This window comes from Hymenobacter sp., assembly GCF_036388155.1.
In the GTDB taxonomy this organism is placed as follows: Bacteria; Bacteroidota; Bacteroidia; order Cytophagales; family Hymenobacteraceae; genus Hymenobacter.
This window is the reverse complement of record NZ_DASVSI010000073.1, coordinates 1-13,965: the sequence shown is the minus strand read 5'-3', so window position 1 is coordinate 13,965 and position 13,965 is coordinate 1. Positions and strand designations below refer to the sequence as shown.

The window sequence follows — 13,965 nt, the reverse complement described above, 5'->3', positions numbered from 1 at the left end:
AAAGACGTGAAAAGCCCCGGCTCTGAAATAGAGGCGGGGCTTTTTTATGGTATTTGTCACAACCTTCAGCTGGTCGCTGAGAACAGGACGGATTGCCGCGCTGCGCTCGCAATGACAATTCCTCATTCTTCACTCTTCATTCCTCATTAAGTGGCAGGTGTTAAAACAATGCTGCGGCCTCATTCTTTACCACGGCCAAGGCTTGGGCCGTGGGCTCCGCGCCGTCCATCATCAGGCCTTCCAGTATGCGCTTGGCTAGTTCGGTGCCGCGGGCTTGGGCCGGGTTTTGCATGCCGTGGAATGCCCGGTTTACCATGGTCAGCACGTTTTCCTTGGCTTCTTTCACCACCGTCCAGGCATCGGCCGAAATGTAAAGTTGCTGCGAAAGGTTGTGCTCGTATTCGGCCCGGATTTCTTGTTGCAACAGGCGGTGGAAGTCGGGCGCGGATTGGCCGGCGCTGCTCAGGCGCACTAGGATGTTGTTGGGCGAAATGCGCTCCAAAAACAGCACGATGCGCTCGTAGGCCTGTAGGCGCAGGGGCAGCGTGGCTTTGCCGCTTTCCATGCGCATGGCAATGAGCTGCCGCTGCTGCTCTTTTTCCAGGAATTGACGGAAGAGCAGGTAAATGATACCGGCCACGATGAGGGCCGGCAGAATAATCTTGAGCAGGTCGAAGAAATAGGTAGTTGAATCCATGAATAGCGGCCGGAATGAAGGAAGTGAAGGGCGAAAGAGTAATTCGAGCCTGCGAACGAAATAGTTGCCGTTTCCGCGTGCGCGGGCCTACTTGCGCCAGCGGCAACGGCCGCAAACATACGCCGTGAACCGCCGGGCCCCAACTGCTGTTTCTGCTCTGACACCGTACTGCGAGCTACTCCGGTCGCCGCCGTATCTTTGTCGTCCACCTCTTCAAAATCGTCTCGTTATGGCTTCTGTTGCCACCCTCGCCCCTATCAGCCTCACCGACCGCGCGGTGGTTGAGGTGAAAAATATCATCCAGGAGAAGAACGTGCCCGCCGACTACGGCCTGCGCATTGGCGTGCAGGGCGGCGGCTGCTCGGGCATGAGCTACCTGCTCGGCTTCGACAAAGCCAAGGACGCCGACGAAACCTACGACCTCGACGGCCTGAAGCTCATCATGGATAAAAAACACGCCATGTACGTGCTGGGCATGGAGGTTGACTTCCAGGACGGCCTCAACGCCCGCGGCTTCGTCTTCAACAACCCCCAAGCCAAGAGCACCTGCGGCTGCGGCTCGTCGTTCTCGGCGTAACAAAATCTTTTGAAACGTCATGTCTCGGCTGCGCTCGACATGACGTTTTGATATCTCATTGATTAAGCCCCGGCCCTCCAGCCGGGGCTTTTTCGTTTACTTTCGCGCCATCGGTTTCACTTATTTCCTGTTTCATGCGCCCGTTGTTTCTACCGTTCATTTTATTGACAACCCTCTCGGTTCAGGCACAGAAATTCAGCCCGCAAGAAGTAGCCCGCTGGAAGCAGCAGGCCCAGCAGGTGAGCATTACCCGCGATACCTACGGGGTGCCGCACATCTACGGCAAGACCGATGCCGACGCAGTATTCGGACTGCTTTACACCCAGTGCGAAGACGACTTTGACCGCGTCGAAACCAATTATCTAGATGCCATTGGCCGGCTGGCCGAGGTAGAAGGCGAAGCTGCTTTGTACCACGACTTGCGCGCCCGGCTGTTCATGGATACCACCCAGGCCATTGCCATCTACAAGAAGACGCCGGTGGAAATGAAAAAGCTGCTGGACGCCTTCGCGGCGGGCACCAACTACTACCTGGCCACCCACCCCACCGTGCAGCCCAAGCTGCTACGCCGCTTCCAGCCGTGGATGCCGCTTATGTTTAGTGAGGGCAGTATTGGTGGCAACATCAGCGTGGTAAGCACCGAGCGACTAAAGGCTTTTTACAGCCAGAAGAAGTCCAGCTCGTGGATAAATACCGATTTTGAAAAGCGGGAACGGGAGCCAGTGGGCTCAAACGGCTTTGCCATTGCGCCAGCCAAAAGCGCCAGCGGACACGCCCTGCTGCTCATCAACCCGCACACGTCCTTCTACTTCCGCTCGGAGGTGCAGATGGTAAGCCAACAGGGCCTGAATGCCTACGGCGCCGTGACCTGGGGCCAGTTTTTCGTGTACCAGGGCTTCAATGAAAATTGCGGCTGGATGCACACGTCCAGCCAAGCCGACTCGATGGACGAATACCTCGAAACCATTGAGAAAAAGAACGGCTCCTTCTTTTACAAATACGCCGGCAAGCTGCGGCCCGTGCAGGTGCAAAAGGTTACCCTGCCCTACCGCGACGGCAACAAGGTGTTGCGCCGGGAGTTCACGGCCTACCGCACCCATCACGGCCCCATTGTGGGCCAGAAGTCGGACCAGCAATGGGTGGCGGTGCGCATGATGAACGAGCCGCTGGCGGCCCTGCAGCAGTCGTACCTGCGCACCAAAGCCACCGGCTACGCCAGCTACCAAGACGTGATGAAGCTCAACGGCAACGCCTCAAACAACACGGTATTTGCCGACAACAAGGGCAACACAGCCTATTGGCACGGCAACTTCATGCCGAAGCGCGACCCCAAATTTGACTGGAGCCAACCCGTGGACGGCAGCAACGCCGCCACTGAGTGGAAGGGCTTCCACGGCGTGACCGAGCTGGTACAGGTGCACAACCCCGAGAGCGGCTTCATTCAGAACTGTAATTCCACTCCCTTCACGGTTTCAGGCACCAGCAGCCCGGCGCCGACCAAGTACCCGAAGTACATGGCCCCCGACACCGAAAATTACCGCGGCCTCAATGCCGTGCGGGTGCTGAGCAGGAAAACGAGCTTCACCCTCGATACCCTAATTGCGGCGGCCAACGACCCGCATCTCACGGGCTTCGACGATATGCTGCCGCCCTTGCTCACAGCCTACCAGCCCACCTCGGCCGATAAAGCCGCGGCCCCCGCTACTGCCGAAGCCATCGAGCTGCTGCGCGCCTGGAACCACAACTACAGCCAGACTTCGGTGGCCCAAACCGTGGCCATTTATTGGGCCGAGCGCCTACTGGCCAAGGCCCGCGCCCGGGTGCCGTCGGCCCAGCCGCAGCTCGACTACATCAGCTTCACAAAGTTTGCTTTGGCCAATACTTCGCCCACGGAAAAAGTAACTGCCCTCACCGAGGCCCTCGACGACCTAACGCGCGACTTTGGCACCTGGAAAACTGCCTGGGGCGACGTCAACCGCTACCAACGCCTCACCGGCAAGGTGCAGGAAACCTACGACGACAGCAAGCCCAGCGTGCCGGTAGCTTTCACCTCGTCGTCGTGGGGTTCGTTGGCTGCTTTTGGGGCCCGCGCCTACCCCGGCACCAAAAAACGCTACGGGGCCGTGGGCAACAGCTTTGTGGCGGTGGTGGAATTTGGCCCGCGCATTACGGCGCGCTCCGTAGTAACGGGCGGCCAGAGCAGCCGCCCCGGCATGCCGCACTTCACCGACCAAGCCGAGCTTTACACCACGGGCCGCTTCAAGGATGTGCGTTTTTACCCGGAAGACGTAAAAACCCACGCCGAGAAAACGTACCGCCCCGGCGAATAACCGAGCAACCCATGGACATCAAATATCTCTCCGACGCCAAAGGCAACATCACTGGCGTCTACATCGAAATCGACGAGTGGAAACGGCTGCAAAAGCAGTACAACATTTCCGAGCAAGCACCGGCAGACTCGGGCGCGCAGCTGCAAAAGGAATTGGCCGAGGCCATGAAAAAGGCCAAGCCAGAACCAGCGGAAGAATAAGTCAATTCGTTGTCCACAAAAAAGCCTCGGCCGCTACTGGCCGAGGCTTTTTTACATGGGGCCGGTTGGCCTTAATAGGGACTTTTCTGCGTTTGCATGCCTGCGGGCAACTCAAAGAATTTGTCTTCAAGCTTGGCGGGCTTTACGGCCGTGGCTACGCTTTCCATGCTGAATTGTGGGGCGTCAACAATCATTTTAAGGGGCATGGATTTGGTGAGCATCAGCATATCGTACCAATTGCCAAACTTGTGGTTAACGTATAGCTTGGGGTCGACGGCAAGCTTCGAGCTGTAATAATACTTCTGCACGCCATTCTTGCAGGTCAGCGTCAATTCATCGCATTTGTAGCCTAGAATTTCGACTGCTCCTTTTTTGATTTCGGATTTCAGAACAGTGTCTTCGTTCACGCCTCCATCATTCCAGAAAGCAGCTTCCGAATTTGCCAGCTTGCTGTGCAATTTGTTGTCGGCGCTGCGATACAACTGCCACTGCACCAACTGGCCATTGGCCACCGATTTGTACTGCGCTCCCTTGATGTAGTAGTTATAGGTGTTGCCCATCATGCTAGACCATTGCTCGTCCGTCACGTTGGGTGCCTTGCTCTTATAAGTATTGGCGTAAATGATTTCGCCCTCGAACGACTGCGCCCACGAAGCGACGGCCGTGAACAGCGAGAGAATAAGGATAAGCGTGTGCTTCATGCAAGTGAGCGTAAATAGTGTAGAAAAATATTAGCGGCCGAAGTCGTCCTGCACGCGCACAATGTCGTCCTCGTCCGAAGGCTGGCTGGCGTCGGTGTGCTGCCAGATTTCGGCCAATACGCCCCAGTTGTTGAGGCCCACCAAACGATGACGCTCGCCTTGCTTGAGCACGATGCGCTCGCCTACTTGGTAGCTTTTCACTTCGCCTTGCTCATCGGTTTCGCTGGTGGCCACGCCCACGGGCCCTTGTACCACCTGCCAGATTTCGGCCCGGCGGTGGTGGTATTGCCACGACAGCCGCTGCTGCGGCGCGACCAGCAGCATTTTGGGGCTCAGCTTGCCCGAAATGCGCAGCTTGTCGACCGAGAGGCCATCGAAATACGTGTCGGCAAATTGCTGGGCCTGGTCTTCGTCGATGACGAAGAAACCGCCCCAGGGACGCGTGGGGTCTTCTTTGGCAATGGTAAAGCCTTGCTGCTGGAGCTGGGCAGCTACCTGCTGGAAAAGTGCTTGTTTTTGGGAATCGGTGTCAGGCATTGTAATCAACAAGAAGCGGATGATGTGAAGCGGTTAGGGCGGCAAATTACGGGGAATCTCATTTGCCGCGTTATTTCGGAAATACTCAAAACTGTAGCGGGCGGCCCTGCTCCGGAAACACCAGCTTCAATTGCAAGGCATTGGCTTTGGCAAGCTGTTGCTTTAGGACGTCGGCATTGCGCAGCGTGGGCTTGGTGTGGGTGATGACCACGGGCAAGCCGCGCAGGGCCGCGGCGCCGGTAAGTTTGGCCAGCACGGCCATTTCCTGCATCAGGAGCGCGGGCGTTAAGTGGCCAAAAAGCTGCTGCAACGGCTGGGAGTTGTCGTACGATGCCTCAATAAAAATGGCCTTCAGCTGCCCGCGCTGAACGATGGGCTGCACGGCCTGCCACAACGCCCGCAAGGCAGGGGTTTTTTCGACGCTGTCGGCGCCCGTATCGCCCAAGTAAAGCAAGTAGCTGCCCTGGCTGCGCACCAGGAACGCCGTGCTTTGGTAGGGCTTGGAGTGGCTGAGCACAAAGGCTTGCACGCTCATCCGGGTGTTCGGAATGGGCGTTTCCTGCCGGGGCGTCAGCGTTTGCAGCTGGTACTTGTTCAGTGCTGGCGGGGTGCCCGCGTTGCCAAAGTTTGGCCAGGCCCGCCAGTTAAAGTACTCGCTTTGGAGGGTGGCCACGCATTCCCGAAGGCCGTAGATGGGCTTGGCCGAGTCGTCGGGCGCGTTGAGGAGCAAGCCCGCCACGTGGTCGAGGTGCGGGTGCGAAATGCAATAGGCTTTGATGTACTGCTTCAGGACCTCGTCGCTCGAAACCTTGAAAGCCCGATTGGCAATTGCCTTTTCGATGCCTGTGTGCAGGCTGCCCGCGTCCAGGCATACGAAGGCGGTGCTCCCAACCGGCGCCACCAGATACGCCGACAGGTTGCCTTCGGCCAGGCCGCCCTGCACGCCCAGCGGCACCACGGTAAACGCCGGGCCCTGGGCCTGCTGGCCCCACGCACACGGGACCAGCGCCCAATTGAGGGCAACAAGGCAAAACACAACAAGCAAACGGAAGTGCATGAGAGGGCCTAATGGCTTTGGTGATGCCCATAAGCTAGCCATTGCGCGGCCGTCAGCTCAAACCGTACCTCGCCGCTATTGGTCCGGCCGGTTTCCTGCCAGCCCCGGCGGCGGTAAAATTCTTCGGCCCGCGTGCCGGGCGCCGTGCTCAGCCACGCGGGCTCACTGGTTTGCCGGAAATACCAGTTGAGCATGGTGCGGTGCAAAGTACCGCCAACGCCTTGCTGGTCAAAATCAGGGTGCACAAACAAGGCCCAGATGCTGTGGTCCTGCAAGTCGGCAATGGCGAAGCCCACGACGCGGCCGTCGGCTTCGGCCACCCAGCCTTTGCCGCGGCGCGTGAGGTAGTCCACGTTGTCTTCGTCGGTGACCAGCGCCCGGTTGTTGAGCACGTTTTCTTTGACGGCAAAGCGGACTTCCATGTAAGCGGAAATGTCGGCAACTCGGGCTTCTCTGATTTGCATGGTTTCAAGCAGTTGGCGCGGCTAAAAATAAGAACCAGCCAGCTGCTCATTCACCGCTTGCCGTTAGCTGAAATCGTAGGGGTAGCCGATGGCCCGCAAGTCCTCCTCCAGTTGCGGCCAGTCCTCCAGTTCATCCACAATGCCCAGCACGATGGTTTTGGTCAGCGTTTCGCCCCGGTAAATTTGAGCCACGGCGTTCACATTCAGGGGCGAGCGGTCGGTTTCTTCGCCGTAGTATTCGTCGGCCCAGTCGGCGTAGGTTTCGGGGTTGCCGTCGAAAATGTAGAGCAGCTCTTCGGAGCCGTCGTCTTCGTTTTCCACCACGCCGGTTTGCCAGCCGTGCCCGGCCGTGTGCCACAAGCAAAACGTGGTGCCAATGGAATTGACGGGCTCGCCAAAGATGAAGTCGTCGAAGTACTCGGGCAGTCCGCGCGTGACCTGGGTTTTGTCGGGCTGGTCGTACTCGTGCAGAAAGCCGTTGATGACGCAGCCCTCCGCCCGGAACAAAATCAGCATTTCGTCGCCTTCGCCGTCGCGCATGGTCAGGGCTTCTTCGCCTTCGCCCCACTCGGCGTTGTAGGAGTAGTAGCGGTACTCCCAATCTTGCGAATTGATGGCGTCGAGCACGGCCAGCGCCTTGCACAGGCGTCGTAGGGCGGGTGCATCGGGCAGGGTGCTGTAGTCTTGCGTGGAAATCATGAGCGGCCGGAACAAAAGGTGAATGCCTTCGCCCTAATACGTCTTGGCCGCATCGGCCGGTACTATAATCACAAAATCGGCCACGTTTGCTTGCTCCTTGTCCAGGGTTTGCAGCTGCTCCTGCGTCACCACGCTTAGCGTTTTTACCCGCAGCTTGGGCGCGTACTGGCGCAAGTAAGCCACTATACCGTCGTGGTTGTCGGAGTGGTAGCTGCCGTTGAAATGCAGCAGGGTTTGCCCCTCCTGGCGGTTGCTGCGGATGAAATGCGCCATGGTGGCGTCGCGCAGGGCTTGGGCCTGAATGATGTTTTGCGCTCCCCCGCCGTGGGCTTTGCTGTCGCCGCCGAACATGGCCGCCATCTTCTTATACCCGGGCAGGTCGAAGTCCACCTTCAGCGGCAGCGGCGCTAGCAAAGCGCGGTCGCCAGCGGGCAGCTTGTCCAGCGCCTTGAGGCTGCCACGGGCCACCGAGCTCACAAACGGCCGTGGGGCGTTGGTGCCGACCACGGGAATTTTCTGGTCCCTGGCAAACAGCACCAGCGGGCGGTAGTCGGTGGCAAAGTTGGGCCACGGGCGCGCCTGGCGCTCAAAGGCACTATCAGCCAGGGTGCCGGCGGCGTACTGCGCCACCAGCGGCTGCACGTCGCGCTCAAACATTTCCATGCCCAGCACCAGCTTGCCGGGCTTGAGGCGGGCCAGGTCTTTGGCTACTTGCAACTCCAGCCAGTGCGTGAGGGCGTCGTTGTGCTGCTCGCCAAAGAGCACGACGTCGGCCTGGGCCAGCTCCTGCAGCATCTGGTCGTAGTCGGCCGGCTGGCCGGTGGCGGTGAACAGGCGGTAAGCGGGCCGGTCGCCGGTGAAGGCAACGCTCGCGAAAGCGAGGCAGCAAATGGCCCAAAAGCGGCAAGCAGAAAGGAGTGATTTCATGGCACAAAGGAACAGCCGGCAGGAACGGGCCGCGAGCAGTGCACGGCGCCGCTACGCAAGCAGATAGAGCAGACCGTAAAAAAGCCGCCCTGCTGCAATTAAGTTCAGCAGGACGGCTTTGTATGGGGTGGGCGTGGTACAGGGTCAGCTGCTCAGTCCCAGTCGTCGCCGCTGCCGGCGGTGGTTATCAACCAGTAGGGACTGCACGAAAAACCCGTCATGTTGCGCGACGCGGGCGAGAGCTCAACGGTATTAAGGGCCCGCCCGTTGACCAGCAGCTCCACCTTGAGCTTGGTGTTGCTGACCGGCTGCACCGTACCAGAGCAAGTCACGTTGGTAAACATTGCGCTGATGGTCACATCGTCCTGCACACCAAACGTGCCCAGGTTGTAGGTCTGATTAATGGACGTGGGGTAACTCTCTTTCAGCGAGGGCCCGGGGGTGGGGTTCAGCACGTTGCGCCGCGACTCTACTTTCACCTCGGCCCCGAGGCCATAGAAGTTCTCTCCGGTCACGCGAACCTGCACGTTGAACTGATTGGCTTTAACGATGTCGTCTTTTTTGCACTTAAGACCCAACAGGGGCAGCAGCAACAGCAAAAAAGCAGAAATGGAGCGGTAGTAGAGTTTCATCGAGCAAAGGTATGGGACTACCCTTTGTAGAACATCCATTTGCCCAATTCTTTATACGTCACCTTCTTGCCGTACATGAGCACCCCCACGCGGTAGATGCGCGCGGCCACCCACACCGTGCCAATAAAGCCTAAAATGAGCAGCACGATGGACAAGGCCAGCTGCCACGCAGGCACGCCAAACGGCAGGCGAATGACCATGGCAATGGGCGAGGTAAACGGAATCATCGACATCCAGAAAGCCACCGGGCCATCGGGGTTGCGCAGGATGACCGACAGGCCCACGATGTAGCTCAGAATGAGCGGCAGCGTGATGGGGAACATGAACTGTTGGGTATCGGTCTGGTCGTCCACGGCCGCCCCCACGGCCCCGAACAGCGCCCCATACAGCAGGTAGCCGCCCAGGAAATACACGATGAAGCCAAACAGGATGGTGCCCAGCGGCAGGTTGCCCAGGGTGTCCAACATCTTAGCCGTCGGGTTCATGGGGGTGGTTTGCTGGAGGCTTTGGTCAAATTTGCCGGCGGCGCTTTGGGGCTCCCCGTCGGCCGCTGGGGTGCCCGGCGCGGGCGTAGCGGCGGCTACTTCGGTTTTGGGCTTGTCTTTGCCCACTAGCAACGGCATAATCACCGACGAGGCGCCCGCCGACAACAGCCCCCACAGTAAAAACTGGGTGAGGCCCACGGCGGCGATGCCCATGATTTTGCCCATCATCAGGTCAAAGGGCTTCACCGACGACAACATCACCTCCATGATGCGGCTCGACTTCTCCTCCCCTACCCCGCGCATGATTTGCACGCCGTACACGAAAATGAAGAAGTAAATGAGGATGGCCAGCACGTAGGACGTGGCCGAAGTGGCCAGCGCGTTGCTGCTGGCTTCTTTCCCTGTGTCGTCGAGGCTGATGGTTTGCAGCTCCACCTTGGAGCGCAGCCGGTCGAGCTGTTCCTGCGAGAGGCCCGACTTCTGCATTTTCAGCTCCGAGAAGGCTTTGTTCACGGCGTTTTGCACGGCCACTTGCTTTTTGAGGCTGATGTTGCCCTTGCCGTAGAACTGCACGCCTACCGGATTGTCCACGTTGAGGCCGGCGGGGAGATACAGCAAACCGTCGTGCTTGGCCTTCTGAAACCCTTTTTTGGCCTCGGCCAACGTACCCTTCGCGGGTTCAAAACGTAGCTGGGAAGAATTAACCAAGCGGTTAGACAAGTTCAGGCCGCTGTCGTCGCGCACTTCTACCACGTCAGTGGTATCGTTGTCGGACATGGCCATTTTGACCACAATGGCCCCAAAGGCGGCGATGAGCAGGGGCACCGCCAAGGTGAGCACGAGGAATGCCTTTTTGCGGACCCGGGTCAGGTATTCGCGTTCGGCGACGAGTAAAAATTTAGAAGCCATAATGTTTTTGTCATCCTGAGCGCAGCGAAGGACCTTATCACGCCCGCACTGCTGTGGTTAGTAACGCTAGCAAAGGCAGCCGTGATAAGATGCTTCCTTCGTCAGCATGACAGACGGGTTTAAACAGTTTCTTCAACCAGCGTTTCCGGCATGGTTTCGCGCACGCGGCGAATGAAGATTTCATTGATGCTCGGAATCTTTTCCCGGAAGGCTTCCACCTCCACCGCGCCAATGAGGTAGCGCAGCAAATCGTTGGGCCGCACGCCGCCGTGCAACTGCACGCGGGCGTAGAAATGTCCGTTTTCGCGCTCGGACTGCTCCACCACTTCAAAGTCGGGGTGCACCACGATGAGTTTGCCGCGGCCTTCTACCTCGTAAGTATTGGTCTTAAACTCGTTGCGAATCACACCGATTGGCCCGTCGAGCACCTTGCGCGAACGGTTAATCAGGGCAATGTTGTCGCACAGCTCCTCCACCGATTCCATGCGGTGCGTGGAGAAAATGATGGTGGCGCCCTGCTTGCGCAGCTCCAAAATCTCGTCCTTAATCAGGTTGGCGTTAATCGGGTCGAAGCCCGAGAACGGCTCATCCAGGATAATGAGGGTGGGCTGGTGCATGACCGTGGCAATGAACTGCACCTTCTGCTGCATGCCCTTGCTCAGGTCTTCCACGTTCTTGCCGGCCCACTCCTTAATGTCGAAGCGCGCCAGCCACTGCTTGATACGCGCCGTGGCATCGGCCCGGCTCAGGCCCCGCAGCCGGGCCAGGTACAGCAGCTGCTCGCCCACTTTCATCTTTTTATACAGCCCGCGCTCCTCCGGCAAGTACCCGATTTGAGCAATGTGGCTGGGATTGAGCCGCTCGCCGCGGAATCGAATCTCGCCTTCATCGGCCCCCGTGATTTGGGTGATGATGCGGATGAGCGAGGTTTTGCCGGCGCCGTTGGGGCCCAGCAAACCAAAAATGCTGCCCTCGGGGATAGCGAGGCTCACGCCGCTGAGGGCAACGTGGTTGGCGTACGCCTTGCGCACGTCAATGGCTTCCAGTATTGGTTTCACAGAAAAAGGAATTGGTTGGCAGGTTAAATGTAGAAGAATCAGGTCAATGTCAGGTAACGGCTTCTTCGCTGAGCTCGCGCAAGCTGGCTTCGAGGCGGTCGAGGTGCTGGCCGTAAAGCCGTTGCAAGTACCAGCGCGTGCCGTATACCATGCCCACCTGCAGCACGGCGCCGAACATCAGGAAGGCCGCAGCGACGGTTGCCATCAACCCCCAGCGGAAGTCTCCGGTGCGCGCCAGCTCTTTGCCCGTGAAGAACCCCAGCACGAGCAGCATCGCCAAAGGCGTGGTGGCCAGCGTCAGTCGGTAATAAAAGCGCAAAAGCTTCCGCAGCCCGGCGCTCAGCTCCAGCAAATGCGCCCGTACGTGCACCTCGGCCCGGGCCATGCGCCCCAGCAGCTGCAGTTGGCGGTAGAAATAGTACAGCATGATGACGGACAGCAGCAGCATGGCCACGCCGTACATACGGTGGAACGCTGAGTCCCGAAACGCAATGTAGAAGGGCAATGCCGCCGCCACCAGCGCCGTAAAAACGGTCTCGAACCACGCATTGCGGCGCATCTTTTCAATGAGACCAGTCGGGCGCCGGGACAGTAGGCCCTCCAATTGGGCGGGGCTCACGGGAGGCGGAGCGGTTTCGGGCTGCTGTTGCCACTGGCGGCGGAGGTCATCGAGTTCCATCAGGCGGCGTGAAGTAAAAAGGAACGAAGTTTTTCCTGCACGCGGTGCATTTTCACGCGCACATTGTTTTGAGTAATGCCCAGAATGTCAGCCATCTCATCGTAGGGCCGGTCTTCGAGGTAAAGCAGTATGAACGCCTTGTCGACTTCCGACAAGCGGCCGATGGCCCGGTACAGGGCGGCCCGGTCATCGGCGTCGAGGCTGGCGTCGGGCGCCATGGCCACAGCCAGGGCCTCGTCATTCAGCTCGCTGGGCGCCGGGCGCCGGGTGCGCTGGCGCAGGTTCGAAATGGCCACGTTCAGCGCGATGCGGTAGAGCCAGGTGCTCAGCTTGGCGTTGGCCTGTGGCACGTAGCGCGGCCACGCCCGCCACAGCTGCAACACGATTTCCTGGAACAAGTCCTGCCGGTCGTCGGCATCCTGGCAGTACAGCCGGGCCACGCGGCGCAGCAGCGGCTGGTACTCATTCAGCGCGGCAACAAAATCGGCAGAAGGCGCGGCAGCAGGCATTCTCAGAGGTGGTTTCGGGAAGTTAATCGCAACCCGCGCTGCGGCATTACAGCGCGGCAGAAAATAATTTCTTAATGCGCTCCCAACAGGCCGTCATGCCGAGCGCAGCCGAGGCATCTCGCGTGGGGTAGTAACCCCATCGTGAGGGCGAAACGAGCGAGATGCCTCGGCTGCGCTCGGCATGACGTTCTTTTAAGCCTCGTCTTCTCCAAGCAAACAAAAAAGCCCCGCCCGGCCACTGGCCAGACGGGGCTTTTCAATCCGTCAACTTCGGCTTACGCGAAGTATTCCTTCACTTTCTCGAAGAAGCCTTTCTCGTTCTTGCCGGGGTGCGGCGTGAAATTGTCTGAGTCGCGCAGTTTCTCCAGCAGCTCGCGCTCCTGGTTGCTCACGTGCTTCGGCGTCCACACGTTCAGATGAATGAGTTGGTCGCCGCGGCCGTAGCCGTTCAGGTCTTTGATGCCCTTGCCACGCAGCCGCAAAATTTTGCCGGGCTGGGTGCCAGGGTCCACCTTGATTTTCACCTTGCCTTCGATGGTCGGTACCTCCAGGTTGGCACCCAGGGCAGCGTCTACGAAGGAGATGTACTGCTCGAACATGATGTTGTTGCCGTCGCGCTTCAGGAACTCGTGCGGCTCCTCCTCAATCTGAATGAGCAGGTCGCCGGGCACGCCGCCGCGCTCCGGGAAGTTGCCTTTGCCGTTCATGCTCAACTGCATGTCGTTGGCCACACCGGCGGGGATGTTGATGGGAATCACTTCCTCGTGCAGCTGCCGGCCTTCGCCTTTGCACACGTCGCAGGTGCTCACAATGGTTTTGCCTTCGCCGTTGCAGGTGGGGCAGGTGCTGCTGCTCACCATCTGGCCGAGCATGGTATTCACCACGCGCTTGGTCTGGCCTTGGCCTTGGCAAGTGGGGCAGGTTTTGAGGTCAGTACCGTTTTTGGCGCCGGTGCCGCTGCACGGCTGGCAAGCCACGTAGCGCTTCACCTTGATTTTCTTCTCCACGCCGTTGGCAATTTCCTCCAGGTCGAGCTTCAGCTTGATGCGCAGGTTCGAGCCCTTGCGCTGGCGCCGGCCTCCGCCGCCCTGGCGTCCGCCAAAGAAGCCTTCGAACCCGCCACCGCCGAAAATGTCGCCGAACTGCGAGAAAATGTCCTCCATGTTCTGCGGCCCGCCGCCGTTGCCGCCCATGCCCTGGTGGCCGTAGCGGTCGTAGCGCGCGCGCTTGTCGGCGTTGCTCAGCACTTCGTACGCCTCGGCGGCTTCCTTGAACTTGTCTTCGGCCGTCGGGTCGTCGGGGTTCTTATCGGGGTGGTACTTGATGGCCATCTTGCGGTAGGCCGACTTGATTTCGTCGGCCGCCGCGTTTTTGGCGATACCCAATATCTCGTAATAATCGCGCTTAGTTGCCATCTCTGTGGTGCTATCCGGCGGTCATGCTGAGCGAAGTCGAAGCATCTCTCCCGCGAGAGTGAATCATTTACTTCCTCGGGAGAGATGCT

16 protein-coding genes are annotated in these 13,965 nt (G+C 59.1%); 3 read left to right on the top strand and 13 right to left on the bottom strand.

Going from position 1 to position 13,965, the window contains the following annotated elements; translation table 11 throughout:
- Positions 1-160 precede the first annotated feature (160 nt).
- On the bottom strand, positions 161-697 hold the full coding sequence (locus tag VF629_RS10575; protein ID WP_331058447.1) for a hypothetical protein: 537 nt from the start codon (positions 695-697) through the stop codon (positions 161-163).
- A 229-nt stretch (positions 698-926) separates the two neighbouring features.
- Here VF629_RS10575 and VF629_RS10570 point away from each other — a divergent pair, with 229 nt between their 5' ends.
- From VF629_RS10570 to VF629_RS10560, 3 genes are all read left to right on the top strand, one after another.
- Entirely contained in the window at positions 927-1,274 is a 348-nt protein-coding gene (locus tag VF629_RS10570) for a HesB/IscA family protein (RefSeq protein ID WP_196281113.1), read from the top strand.
- A 134-nt stretch (positions 1,275-1,408) separates the two neighbouring features.
- A complete protein-coding gene (locus VF629_RS10565) occupies positions 1,409-3,604 on the top strand; it encodes a penicillin acylase family protein (RefSeq protein WP_331058446.1) in 2,196 nt (731 codons plus the stop codon).
- A gap of 11 nt (positions 3,605-3,615) precedes the next feature.
- On the top strand, positions 3,616-3,804 hold the full coding sequence (locus VF629_RS10560) for a hypothetical protein (protein ID WP_331058445.1): 189 nt from the start codon (positions 3,616-3,618) through the stop codon (positions 3,802-3,804).
- Positions 3,805-3,875: 71 nt separating this feature from the next.
- Here the strand turns inward: VF629_RS10560 and VF629_RS10555 are convergent, their stop codons facing one another.
- From VF629_RS10555 to dnaJ, 12 genes are all read right to left on the bottom strand, one after another.
- Positions 3,876-4,505 carry a hypothetical protein gene (locus tag VF629_RS10555; RefSeq protein WP_331058444.1) on the bottom strand — a complete coding sequence of 210 codons (630 nt, stop codon included), beginning with the start codon at positions 4,503-4,505 and terminating at the stop codon, positions 3,876-3,878.
- 30 nt (positions 4,506-4,535) lie between these two features.
- A complete protein-coding gene (locus tag VF629_RS10550; protein WP_331058443.1) occupies positions 4,536-5,042 on the bottom strand; it encodes a phosphoheptose isomerase in 507 nt (168 codons plus the stop codon).
- An 85-nt stretch (positions 5,043-5,127) separates the two neighbouring features.
- Positions 5,128-6,078, bottom strand: a complete 951-nt coding sequence (locus VF629_RS10545) for a 3',5'-cyclic-nucleotide phosphodiesterase (protein ID WP_331058442.1) — start codon at positions 6,076-6,078, stop codon at positions 5,128-5,130.
- Positions 6,079-6,107: 29 nt separating this feature from the next.
- On the bottom strand, positions 6,108-6,563 hold the full coding sequence (locus VF629_RS10540) for a GNAT family N-acetyltransferase (RefSeq protein ID WP_331058441.1): 456 nt from the start codon (positions 6,561-6,563) through the stop codon (positions 6,108-6,110).
- Between the two features lie 63 nt (positions 6,564-6,626).
- The gene (locus tag VF629_RS10535) at positions 6,627-7,262 is read right to left on the bottom strand and encodes a hypothetical protein (protein WP_331058440.1); all 636 of its coding nucleotides are present in this window, start codon (positions 7,260-7,262) and stop codon (positions 6,627-6,629) included.
- Positions 7,263-7,295: 33 nt separating this feature from the next.
- Entirely contained in the window at positions 7,296-8,189 is an 894-nt protein-coding gene (locus VF629_RS10530) for a ChaN family lipoprotein (RefSeq protein ID WP_331058439.1), read from the bottom strand.
- 152 nt (positions 8,190-8,341) lie between these two features.
- Entirely contained in the window at positions 8,342-8,821 is a 480-nt protein-coding gene (locus VF629_RS10525; protein ID WP_331058438.1) for a hypothetical protein, read from the bottom strand.
- 17 nt (positions 8,822-8,838) lie between these two features.
- Positions 8,839-10,215: an ABC transporter permease gene (locus VF629_RS10520; protein ID WP_331058437.1), complete on the bottom strand. Its 1,377-nt coding sequence runs from the start codon at positions 10,213-10,215 to the stop codon at positions 8,839-8,841.
- A 119-nt stretch (positions 10,216-10,334) separates the two neighbouring features.
- Positions 10,335-11,273: an ATP-binding cassette domain-containing protein gene (locus VF629_RS10515; RefSeq protein WP_331058436.1), complete on the bottom strand. Its 939-nt coding sequence runs from the start codon at positions 11,271-11,273 to the stop codon at positions 10,335-10,337.
- A gap of 49 nt (positions 11,274-11,322) precedes the next feature.
- Positions 11,323-11,952 carry a hypothetical protein gene (locus VF629_RS10510; RefSeq protein WP_331058435.1) on the bottom strand — a complete coding sequence of 210 codons (630 nt, stop codon included), beginning with the start codon at positions 11,950-11,952 and terminating at the stop codon, positions 11,323-11,325.
- Complete coding sequence (locus VF629_RS10505; protein WP_331058434.1) at positions 11,952-12,461, bottom strand: sigma-70 family RNA polymerase sigma factor; 510 nt, start codon at positions 12,459-12,461, stop codon at positions 11,952-11,954. The genes VF629_RS10510 and VF629_RS10505 overlap by 1 nt, the downstream gene beginning before the upstream one ends.
- A gap of 275 nt (positions 12,462-12,736) precedes the next feature.
- On the bottom strand, positions 12,737-13,876 hold the full coding sequence (dnaJ, locus tag VF629_RS10500) for a molecular chaperone DnaJ (protein ID WP_331058433.1): 1,140 nt from the start codon (positions 13,874-13,876) through the stop codon (positions 12,737-12,739).
- Positions 13,877-13,965: the final 89 nt, after the last annotated feature.

Excerpts from the sequence above, each read along its gene's own strand:
- VF629_RS10555 (WP_331058444.1), bottom strand. The coding sequence starts at position 4,505 with ATGAAGCACACGCTTATCCTTATTCTCTCGCTGTTCACGGCCGTCGCT.
- VF629_RS10505 (WP_331058434.1), bottom strand. The coding sequence starts at position 12,461 with ATGCCTGCTGCCGCGCCTTCTGCCGATTTTGTTGCCGCGCTGAATGAG.
- dnaJ (WP_331058433.1), bottom strand. The coding sequence starts at position 13,876 with ATGGCAACTAAGCGCGATTATTACGAGATATTGGGTATCGCCAAAAAC.
- VF629_RS10565 (WP_331058446.1), top strand. The coding sequence starts at position 1,409 with ATGCGCCCGTTGTTTCTACCGTTCATTTTATTGACAACCCTCTCGGTT.
- VF629_RS10510 (WP_331058435.1), bottom strand. The coding sequence starts at position 11,952 with ATGGAACTCGATGACCTCCGCCGCCAGTGGCAACAGCAGCCCGAAACC.
- VF629_RS10540 (WP_331058441.1), bottom strand. The coding sequence starts at position 6,563 with ATGCAAATCAGAGAAGCCCGAGTTGCCGACATTTCCGCTTACATGGAA.
- VF629_RS10535 (WP_331058440.1), bottom strand. The coding sequence starts at position 7,262 with ATGATTTCCACGCAAGACTACAGCACCCTGCCCGATGCACCCGCCCTA.
- VF629_RS10560 (WP_331058445.1), top strand. The coding sequence starts at position 3,616 with ATGGACATCAAATATCTCTCCGACGCCAAAGGCAACATCACTGGCGTC.
- VF629_RS10520 (WP_331058437.1), bottom strand. The coding sequence starts at position 10,215 with ATGGCTTCTAAATTTTTACTCGTCGCCGAACGCGAATACCTGACCCGG.
- VF629_RS10570 (WP_196281113.1), top strand. The coding sequence starts at position 927 with ATGGCTTCTGTTGCCACCCTCGCCCCTATCAGCCTCACCGACCGCGCG.
- VF629_RS10525 (WP_331058438.1), bottom strand. The coding sequence starts at position 8,821 with ATGAAACTCTACTACCGCTCCATTTCTGCTTTTTTGCTGTTGCTGCTG.
- VF629_RS10550 (WP_331058443.1), bottom strand. The coding sequence starts at position 5,042 with ATGCCTGACACCGATTCCCAAAAACAAGCACTTTTCCAGCAGGTAGCT.
- VF629_RS10575 (WP_331058447.1), bottom strand. The coding sequence starts at position 697 with ATGGATTCAACTACCTATTTCTTCGACCTGCTCAAGATTATTCTGCCG.
- VF629_RS10530 (WP_331058439.1), bottom strand. The coding sequence starts at position 8,189 with ATGAAATCACTCCTTTCTGCTTGCCGCTTTTGGGCCATTTGCTGCCTC.